Here is a 9581-nt window from a genome sequence, read left to right as displayed (position 1 = left end):
TTGTCCTGGGCCGCCTGCCGCGGGTGCCCCCCCGCCGGGGGGGGGGGCCCGCCCGCGTCAGGAGTGCGGGACTCGATCAGGTGGTCGCAGGGAGGCGGCCGGTGGAACGCCGGGTCGAGGAGCTGGCGACCGCGGAGTTCGTGGTCGTGGGGTCCGGGCTCGGGTCCTGGGAGCCCGAGTCGGAGTCCGGGGGCGTCGTCTCGCCCGGCGGGGTCGTCGGGTCCGGCGTGGGCTCCTCGGACGAACCGTCATCGCACGGGGGGTCCGTGGGGTCGGTCGTCTCCGGCGGGGTGCTGGGGTTCTCCTCGCCCGGGGGCTCCGGCGACTCCGGGGGCTCCGGCGGGTCGTTCGGGTCCGGTGGGGGCTCCTCGCACGACGAGGGCGGCGGAGTGGTGGTTGTCGTGGTGCTGGTGCTGGTGCTGGTCGTCGGGTTCGGGGACGTCGTGGTGCCCCCACCACCACCGGGCGGATTCGAGCCGCCGGGAGGGGGCTTCTGGTGGGTCGGCTTGGGCTTGCCGGGCTTGTGGGGGGCCGGCTTGTCGCCGCTGGGGGTGGGGCCGCCGACGATGGGGGCCGGGCCCAGGGCCTGGGTGTCGGGGAGTACCGGGTCGCTCGGGATGACCGGGGCGCCGTTGCGGTACGCCTCGGCCCAGATCAGGACCGTCGTGACGTAGCTGTCGGAGTGGTTGTAGCGGAACACCGCGGTCGCGCGGTCCTCCGGGTCCGACAGGTCCATGCCACCCGAGCACAGGTACCGGCCGGCGGCCAGGGTCGCGTCCCACACGTTGTGCGGGGTCGACACCCCGTCGTCGTTGCCGTCGGAGACGTAGCCCTGCCAGGTGGACGGGATGAACTGCATCGCGCCGACGGCGCGGTCCCAGCGGGAGTCGCCGTCGAGGGCGCCGCCGTCGGTGTCCCGGATCGCGGCGAAACCGCCGCCGTTGAGGACGGGGCCGAGGATCTGGGGGACCGTGTTGCCCTGCGCGTCCACCTGGCCGCCGCGGGCGTGGTTGGACTCGATCCGGCCGATGCTGGCCAGCAGCGACCAGTGCAGGTTGCAGTTCGGCTGGTCGACGGCGAGGCGGTTGGCCGCGTTGCGGTACGCCTCGAGCATGATGCCGGGGAGGCCCTGCTGGCCGACGGGCAGCACATCCGGGGTGCCGAGTTGGAGCAGGCGCTCGAGGTCACCGGCCGCCTTGAGCACCTCGTCGCCGATTCGGTTGTCGCCCGGCTCGCCGGTGGCGCTGACGCTGTCGGGGTCGGTCATGCCGTGCAGGCCACCGCCGGCCGCGGCCGCGGCCTGGACCGGGCCGGCGGCGAGGCCGATCGGCTCGCCGGTGACGGCGGCGGCGACGAGCAGCACCGAACTGGTGGCGGCCGCGAGCTTTCGGCGACGCCGCCGGACGCGGCGCTCCTCCTTGGCGGTCGATCTGTGCTTCTTCGATGCACTCACCAGTACCGATCCCCTTCGCTGACCTGTGTGACACCCGAATCGATTACCGGATCGCAGCCAGTGCCGACTCACGTGCCGTGTGCCACGGTCTCACGATCCATCCTGACAATAAAGAGGTCTGAGTGGAGTCAAGACGAACGAGTTGACCTCGTCGGCGGTACACATTCACCCAGGAGGTTGCCTGGGAACGAACTTCTGGTGTCGGCCGGTCAGGCGCAGTCGCCGGCGGGCCAGTCCTGCGCGAGCAGCTCCAGGGCCTCGTCGCCGAAGGGGTTCACGCCCGGCCCCACCGCCAGGGCGTGCGCGACGTGCACGTGCAGGCACTTCACCCGTCCCGGCATGCCGCCCGCGCTGACCTCGGTGCCCAGCGGCTCGATCGCGTCCCGTTGCGCCAGGTAGCCGCGGTGGGCGGCCTCGTACTTCGCCGCGAGGTCGGGGTCGGTACCGAGCCGCTCGGTCATCTCCCGCATCAGGCCGCTCGCCTCCAGCCTGCTCACCAGCGACGTCAGGCGGGGGCAGGTCAGGTAGTACAGCGTGGGGAACGGGGTGCCGTCCTCCAACCGGGGGCTGGTCTGCACCACGGACGGGTGACCGCTGGGGCAACGCGCGGCGACGGCACGGACGGCCCTCGGCGGGCGGCCAAGCTGCGCGGCCACCGTCGCCCGGTCGGACTCGCTGACGGGTGGCAGGGTCATCGGCCGGACACCGCGTTCCACAGCGTCACGTACCAGGACTCCTCGAGCACGCGCTTCTGCTCCTCCTCGCCGTCGCCCTCGCGCTGGTCGTCGCCGGGCAGCTCCACCATGTACGGGGTCTCGCCGGGCATCACGTAGCGCAGTCGCCGCCTTGCCTCGGCCTCCACCTGCGCCGGGTCCGCCAGCTCGGCCTTGCGCCGCTCCAGCGCGTCGACCTGCTCGCGGAGCTGCTGGGCACGCTCCTCCTGGATCTGCACCTCGTCGCGCTGGGACAGGTACGTGCGCAGCGGCACCGCGACCGTCAGCGCGAGCGCGCACACCACGATCGCGAGCACCGCGGCCCGTCGCGTGGTGGACAGCCCGAACGCGGCGGCCGCGCGGACCGTGCGGCCGCGCCGGTCCGGCGGCCGGTCACGCTCCGGCGTCGTCGGTTTGGCCGGACGCCCGTCGGCCGGCCTGGTCCGGCGGGCACTGCTCGGCCGGCGCCCGGTACGGCCGGCGCCCGCGGACGAACCGCCGCGCCGCCGGCCGCGGTCGTCCTCGCGCCCGGCCATCGTCCTAGGACTCCGGGTTGAACCGGGGGAAGGCCAGGTCGCCGGCGTAGCGGGCGGCGTCGCCCAGGGTCTCCTCGATGCGCAGCAGCTGGTTGTACTTGGCGGTGCGCTCACCGCGGGCCGGAGCGCCGGACTTGATCTGGCCGACACCGGTCGCCACGGCCAGGTCGGCGATCGTGGTGTCCTCGGTCTCGCCGGAGCGGTGGCTCATCATGCTGCGGTAGCCGTAGGAGGTGGCCAGCGAGACGGCGTCCAGCGTCTCGGACAGGGTGCCGATCTGGTTGACCTTGACCAGCAGCGCGTTGCCGGCGCGGCGGGCGATGCCCTCCTCCAGCCGGTCGGGGTTGGTGACGAACAGGTCGTCGCCGACCAGCTGCACGCGCTCGCCGATCTCGTCGGTCAGCCGTACCCAGCCGTCCCAGTCGTCCTCGGCCAGCGGGTCCTCGATGGACACCATCGGGTACGCGTCGAGCAGCTCGGCGTAGTACGCGAGCATCTGCTCGGCGGTCCGCTTGCTGCCCTCGAACTGGTAGGCGCCGTCGCGGTAGAACTCGGTGGCGGCGACGTCCAGCGCGAGCGCGATGTCCCGGCCGAGGGTGAAGCCGGCCTTGCCGACGGCCTGCACGATCAGGTCGAGCGCCTCGCGGTTGCTGGACAGGCTCGGCGCGAACCCGCCCTCGTCGCCGAGGCCGGTGGCGAGCTTGCGCTCCTTCAGCACGCCCTTGAGCGCGTGGTAGACCTCGACCCCCCAGCGCAGCGCCTCCCGGTAGGACTCGGCGCCGATCGGGGCGATCATGAACTCCTGGATGTCGACGTCGGTGTCCGCGTGCGCGCCGCCGTTGAGGATGTTCAGCATCGGCACGGGCAGCACGTGCGCGTTCGGGCCGCCGACGTAGCGGAACAGCTCGAGGCCGCTGGAGTCCGCGGCGGCCTTGGCGACCGCGAGCGAGACGCCGAGGATGGCGTTCGCGCCGAGGCGGCCCTTGTCCGACGTACCGTCGAGGTCGACGAGCTTCTGGTCGACGATGCGCTGGTCGACGGCGTCGACGCCGTTCAGCTCCGGGCCGATCTCGTCGAGCACGGCGGTGACGGCCTTCTCCACGCCCTTGCCCAGGTAGCGCTTGACGTCCTTGTCCCGCAGCTCGACGGCCTCGTGCTCGCCGGTGGAGGCCCCGGAGGGCACCGCGGCGCGGGCCAGGGTCCCGTCGTCGAGCGCGACCTCGACCTCGACGGTCGGGTTGCCCCGGGAATCCAGGATCTCGCGCGCGCCAACCTGCTCGATAACCGCCACGTGCTTGCTCCTCAACCGGCATCGGTGTTCACGCGCGCCGTTGCGCATCTGTGCAGGGAGCAGCGTAGCGGGGAGGATTTGTCACCCGTTGGAGGCACGCGCGGAACAGTGCGTGTTTGGATAGCGTTGGGGGTGACCATGGTCGAGAACGCACCCGATCCACTTGAGGCGTTCCGCCGCGCGGAGGCGTTGGTGGCGCAACGCCGGCCGCTCGATGCCCTGGCCGCGTTGCGGCCCGCGCTGGACGCCGAGCCGGACTCCCCGTCGGTGCAGCTGCTCGCCGGGCGGGCGTACCTCGGGTCGGCGCAGCTGCGGCGGGCCGAGCAGGCGTTCCTGCGCGTCCTGGAGCTGGACCCGACCGACCACTACGCGCGGTTCGCCCTGGGCAAGGCGTTGCAGCGGCAGAGCCGGATGACCGAGGCCCAGACCCAGCTCCGGCTGGCCGTCGCGATGCGCCCGCTGCCGGAGTACCAGGAGGCGCTCGGCGAGGTCAGCGCCAGGATCGCCGTGGACCGCGACCGCTGACCGCGATGAAGGCGTCCTTCATCGCAGTTCGCGGGCGGCCTTGGCGTAGGCGTCGGCGCCGCTGAAGACGTTCTGGCCGTAGGCGACCGACTCGTTGTACGTGAGCACGGCGCGCCACCAGCCCTGCGCCGTGGACAGGTCGCCGCCGCTCGCGCACAGGTACCTGGCCGCGGACAGGGCGGCGTCGTCGATGTTCTGCGGGTCCGGGGAGCGCCCGTCGCCCGAGGCCCGCGCGCCCCAGCGGGACCAGGTCGTCGGCAGGAACTGCATGGCGCCGACCGCGCGGTCCCACTCGGCGTCGCCGTCCAGGCGACCGCCGTCGGTGTCCGGGATGGCCTTGACGCCCGGCGAACCGTCCAGCGGGATGCCGATGATCGGCGGGGTCAGGCGACCGTCCGCGCCGATGTCCGAGCCGCCGTAACGGCCGTGGTGGGACTCCACCCGGCCGACGCCGGCGAGGGTGGACCAGCTCAGGCCGCAGCCCGGCTCGGTGTCGCGGATCGTCAGCTCCGCCTCGGCGTAGGCGACCAGGCTGCGGGCCGGGATCTGCGTGCGCTCGGCGAGCGCGGACGCCCAGGAGCGCACCGCCTCGGCGGTCGGGCGGGTCGCGTCCCGCGCGCCGCCGGGGGCGATCGCCGCGACGGCCGGGACGGCGCTGCGCGGCGGAACGTCCAGCTCCGGGATCGGGAACGGGGGCGGACTCCCCTGACGCTCCGGCTCGTCGGACCGGTTCATGCCGACGACGACCGCGACACCCAGCGCCGCCACCAGGGCGAGGACGAGCAGCAGCGGCCCCAACCGGCGGCGCCGGCCCGGCGGTGGGCCGGGTGGCGGGTCGAGCGTCGCCGTCGCCCCGGGGAAGGACGGCGGAGTCGGAGTTGCGGCCACGTCATCAGGCTACGTACCCGTGCGCGGAACCGTGGCCGGTGCCCGTTCATGGTTATCCGCGCCACACCCTTACCCGGGCTTCACCGCCAGCACCGCGTACAGCAGCGGGATCCTCGGGGCCGACTCCGGCAGCGCGAACCAGCCGTCGGCGTCGCGGACCATCGACGGCCAGCGCGGCCACGGCAGCCTCGGGTCCTCACGCACCCGCTCCACCCGCAGACCCGCGCCGACCAGCGCGGTCACCACCTCGCCCACCTCGTGCCGCCACTCGTAGGCCACCGTCGACTCGGTCAGCGCCGGGCCGTCGGTGTAGGTGCGGGTGGCGTCCCGCTCCTCGGCGCCCCGCCCGCTCAGGTAGTCGTTGCGCAGCACGAGCCCGTCCTCTTCCGGCGCGGGCACCACGCCGAGCGCGTACAGCAGCGGGTGGAACTCGACGACATAGCACGATCCACCTGGTTTCAGCAGGTCGGCGACCACCCGCGCCCACGGGTCGAGCGACGGCAGGTAGCACAGGGCGCCCTTGCCGGTGTAGACGACGTCGAAGGCACGACCGACCGCCGAGACCGCGTCGTAGACGTCGGCCCGCACGTACTCGACGTCCAGGCCGCGGTCGGCGGCCAGCGCGCGGGCCTCGCGGACCGACTCGCCGGAGATGTCCAGGCCGACGGTGCGCGCGCCGCGCTCGGCGAACGCCAGGGTCTCGGTGCCGAGGTGGCACTGCAGGTGCAGGACGTCCGCCCCGGCCATGGCCGGCAGGTCGGACCACTCGTAGGCGGCGAACCAGTCCTCGGCCGCGCGGCTGCCGTCCAGGCCGTAGAACGCGCTGGCCCGGTGGATGGGCGTACGCGCGTCCCAGTTGGCCCGGTTGGCCTCGATCATCGCCTCGGTACGCGGGTCGAAGGTCGTCACGGGCGTCCCTCCAGCGGGGGCAGTGGGGGCGGGCTCGCCGCCGGGGTCCGGTCCAGCGCCTCCAGGGCCATCCGGATCGCGGTGTCCAGCTGCGGGTCGCGGCCGGCGGCGTGGTCCTGCGGGCTCATCACGACCTCGACGTCCGGGTCGACGCCGTAGTTCTCCACGCTCCAGCCTGGGCCGCGCAGCCAGGTCGCGTACTTCGGCTGCGTCACCAGCGTGCCGTCGACGAGGTGGTAGCGCATGTCGATGCCGATCACGCCGCCCCAGGTGCGCACGCCGACGACCGGGCCGATGCCGAGCGCCTTGATGGCGGCGTTGACGATGTCGCCGTCCGAGCCGGAGAACTCGTTGGCGACGGCGACGATCGGCCCGCGCGGCGCGTCGGCCGGGTAGCTCTCCGCGCGGTGCCCGTCCCGGCTGACCTGCCAGCCGATGATCTCCCGGCCCAGCTTCTCCACCACCAGTTGCGACAGGTGCCCGCCCCGGTTCTCCCGGACGTCGACGATCAGCGCCTCGCGGCGGACCTCCAGCCGCAGGTCGCGGTGCAGCTGCGCCCAGCCGTTGGCGATCATGTCCGGCACGTGCAGGTACCCGATCCGGCCGTCGCTCGCCTCGTGCGTGTACCGGCGCCGGTCGGCCACCCAGTCGTGGTAGCGCAACGTCATGTCGTCGAGCAGCGGCACCACGACCACGCTGCGGGCCGCGCCGCCGCCGGCCGGGGCGACGGTCAGCTCCACCGGCTTGTCCGCGGTACCGGCGAGCAGCGGGGACGGGCCGGCGTCCTGGTCGACCGGCCGCCCGTCGACGGCCAGGATCGCGTCGCCGTCGCGAACCGCCACACCCGGCGCGCGCAGCGGCGAGCGGGCTCTCGGGTCGGACGACTCACCGGGCAGCACCCTGGTGATCCGCCACGAGCCGTCCTCGTCGCGGGCCAGGTCGGCGCCGAGCAGACCGATCCGCCTGGCCGCATCGGCGCCTCGGCCGGGCGGGCTGACGTAGGCGTGCGAGGTGCCCAGCTCACCCTGCAGTTCCCACAGCAGGTCGACCAGCTCGTCGTGCGAGCCGACCATGTCGACCAGCGGGCGGTACCGGTCGCGGATCGCCGACCAGTCGACGCCGCCCATGTCCGCGCGCCAGAAGTGGTCGCGCATCAGCCGCCAGGCCTCGTCGAACGACTGCCGCCACTCCGCGCCGGGGTCGACCGTCACCCGCACCCGGGACAGGTCGACGCGCACGTCGTCGCCGCTGTCGGAGTCGCCGTCGGACTTGCGGTCGGACTGCTGCACGCGCAGGGTCCGGCCGTCGCGCACCAGCAGCCGCTCGCCGTCGCCGGTGGTCCACACCTGGTCGACGCCGTCGGCCAACTGCTCCAGCTTGCGCTTGGTGAGGTCGTAGCGCTCCAGCACCGGGCGCGGGTCCTCGTCGTCGAGGTCGCCGTCCTCGCCGAGCGCGCCGGTCAGCGGGGCCCGCAGCCACACCAGGCCGCCCTTGACCGCGCGCAGGCCGTAGTACCTGGCCGCCGCCACCGGGACCGGGACCACCCGCTCGGCCAGCCCGTCGAGGTCGACCTCGGTGCGCGGCGCGGCGTCGTCGTCCTTGTGGTCGCCGCTCTTGTCCTTGTCCTTGTCGTCGTCCTCGTCCTGCACCGGGCGCCCGCGCAGTTGCGGGGAGAACGGCGACGGCGTGGTCGCGGCCAGCGGCACCAGGTGCGGGCGGGAGCCGTTGGGGAAGGCCATGTCGAACACGTGCACGTCGTAGACCGGGTCGAAGCTGCGCGCCGACAGGAACGCGATGTGCTTGCCGTCGACGGTGAACACCGGGTCGGAGTCGACGAACCGGATCGGGGTGACGTCGACCGTGGACAGGTCGGTGACACTGGCCATCCGGATGTTGCGCATCGGGTGCGGCCCGGGGTGCGACCAGGCCAGCCAGGCCGAGTCGGGCGAGAACGCCAGGTCCTCCGGGTCGCCCTCGTCGCTGCGGGCGACCTCGCGCAGGTCGCCGCTCTCCACGTCGACCAGCAGCAGCCGGCCGTCCTGGGTGGCGACCGCGACCCGGCGGCCGTCGGGGGCGGCGACCAGTTCCAGCACCCGGCCCAGCTCACCGGCGCCGATGCGGCGCGGGGTGGTGCCGGGGGCGTTGCCGTCGACCGGGGCGATCTCCAGCGCCTCCTCGCCGTCGGCGTCGGTGACCCAGACGACGTGGTCGCCGAGGGTCTGCGGCAGCCGGGCCCGCACGCCGGGAGTGGCGGCCAGCGCGCGGACCGGGCCGTCGCGGTGGGTCACCCAGTGCACGGTGCCGCGGACCTCGATCGCGCTGCCCCGGCCGGTCCGGTCGGGGCCGACGCCGCCGAGGCCGCGGGTGGCGGGCACCGGGTGCGGCGCGCGGGCGGAGCCGGGGCCGCCGAGGCGGATGTCCAGCTCGCGCGGCTCGGCGTCCAGGCTGTCGAGGAGCCAGAGGCGGCCGGCGCGGTGGAAGATCACCCGGCGGCCGTCGGTGGTGGCGTTGCGGGCGTAGAACCGGTCGGGCGCGTCGACCGGGTGGCGGCGGAGGTCGTCGCCGTCGGGGCGGCAGGAGTAGAGGTCGGCGACGCCCTCGTGGTCGGAGAGGAACGCGATCCGGTCGCCGACCCAGAGCGGCGAGGCGAGGTTGCCGGCGAGGTCGGGCAGGACGCGGGCGAACTCCCCGTCGCCGTCCGCGTCGAGCCACAGCTTGCCGGCGGTGCCGCCGCGGTAGCGCTTCCAGTGCGCCGGCTCCCGGGAGAACGCGCCGAGCAGCAGGACCGCGCCGTCGGGGCCGAACGCGAGGCCGCCGACCGGGCCGTAGGGCAGCCGGCGGGAGCGGCCGGTGTCGGGGTCGATCGCGTGCGCCCAGGTCTTGCGGATGGAGGGCTGGCCGGTGGTGCTGGTGGCGACGACGTGCGCGTCCGGCGTCCAGCCCTGGACCTCGGTGTCGACGTCGCCCCAGTGGGTGAGCCGGCGGGCCTGGCCGCCGTCGACCGGTGCCACGTGCACCTCCGGCTCGACGTCGCGCCAGCTGGTCCAGGCGAGGCGGGTCCCGTCCGGGGAGAAGCGCGGCGAGCCGACGAGGGCCTGATCTGCGGTGACCCGCCAGGCGCGACCGCCGTCGAGCGGGGCCAGCCACACGTCGTCCTCGGCGACGAAGGTGACGAGGTCGCCGTGCAGGTGGGGGAAGCGGAGGTAGGAGTCGGTCACGCCGCCACGTTAGCCATTCGCACCGACACGGCGCCGCCACAATGCGGT

General features: G+C 74.1%; 8 protein-coding genes. 1 reads left to right on the top strand and 7 read right to left on the bottom strand.

Features of this window, described 5'->3' with window-relative positions; translation table 11 throughout:
* Window positions 1-76: 76 nt before the first annotated feature.
* From JT362_RS08015 to eno, 4 genes are all read right to left on the bottom strand, one after another.
* Window positions 77-1453, bottom strand: coding sequence for a lytic transglycosylase domain-containing protein (locus JT362_RS08015; protein ID WP_260190377.1), 1377 nt, complete (start codon window positions 1451-1453; stop codon window positions 77-79).
* A 209-nt stretch (window positions 1454-1662) separates the two neighbouring features.
* Complete coding sequence (locus JT362_RS08010; RefSeq protein WP_260190376.1) at window positions 1663-2148, bottom strand: DUF501 domain-containing protein; 486 nt, start codon at window positions 2146-2148, stop codon at window positions 1663-1665.
* A complete protein-coding gene (locus JT362_RS08005; RefSeq protein WP_311202675.1) occupies window positions 2145-2702 on the bottom strand; it encodes an FtsB family cell division protein in 558 nt (185 codons plus the stop codon). The genes JT362_RS08010 and JT362_RS08005 overlap by 4 nt, the downstream gene beginning before the upstream one ends.
* Window positions 2703-2706: 4 nt before the next feature.
* Window positions 2707-3993 (bottom strand): phosphopyruvate hydratase, encoded by a 1287-nt coding sequence (gene eno / locus JT362_RS08000; RefSeq protein WP_260190375.1) that lies wholly within the window; start codon window positions 3991-3993, stop codon window positions 2707-2709.
* Window positions 3994-4131: 138 nt separating this feature from the next.
* Between eno and JT362_RS07995 the strand changes: the two genes are divergently transcribed.
* The gene (locus tag JT362_RS07995; RefSeq protein WP_260190374.1) at window positions 4132-4518 is read left to right on the top strand and encodes a tetratricopeptide repeat protein; all 387 of its coding nucleotides are present in this window, start codon (window positions 4132-4134) and stop codon (window positions 4516-4518) included.
* An 18-nt stretch (window positions 4519-4536) separates the two neighbouring features.
* Here JT362_RS07995 and JT362_RS07990 read toward each other — a convergent pair whose 3' ends face one another.
* The 3 genes from JT362_RS07990 to JT362_RS35370 all read right to left on the bottom strand — a co-directional run bounded on the left by JT362_RS07990 (window position 4537) and on the right by JT362_RS35370 (window position 9533).
* Window positions 4537-5406, bottom strand: a complete 870-nt coding sequence (locus tag JT362_RS07990) for a lytic transglycosylase domain-containing protein (RefSeq protein ID WP_260190373.1) — start codon at window positions 5404-5406, stop codon at window positions 4537-4539.
* Between the two features lie 69 nt (window positions 5407-5475).
* A complete protein-coding gene (locus JT362_RS07985) occupies window positions 5476-6315 on the bottom strand; it encodes a class I SAM-dependent methyltransferase (protein WP_260190372.1) in 840 nt (279 codons plus the stop codon).
* Window positions 6312-9533 carry a S41 family peptidase gene (locus tag JT362_RS35370; protein ID WP_311202674.1) on the bottom strand — a complete coding sequence of 1074 codons (3222 nt, stop codon included), beginning with the start codon at window positions 9531-9533 and terminating at the stop codon, window positions 6312-6314. The genes JT362_RS07985 and JT362_RS35370 overlap by 4 nt, the downstream gene beginning before the upstream one ends.
* Window positions 9534-9581 lie beyond the last annotated feature (48 nt).

The sequence above is a fragment of the Actinophytocola gossypii genome, from assembly GCF_025165815.1.
Classification (GTDB): Bacteria; Actinomycetota; Actinomycetes; order Mycobacteriales; family Pseudonocardiaceae; genus Actinophytocola; species Actinophytocola gossypii.
The sequence above is the reverse complement of the archived record's forward strand: the minus strand, read 5'-3'. Positions and strand labels throughout refer to the sequence as shown.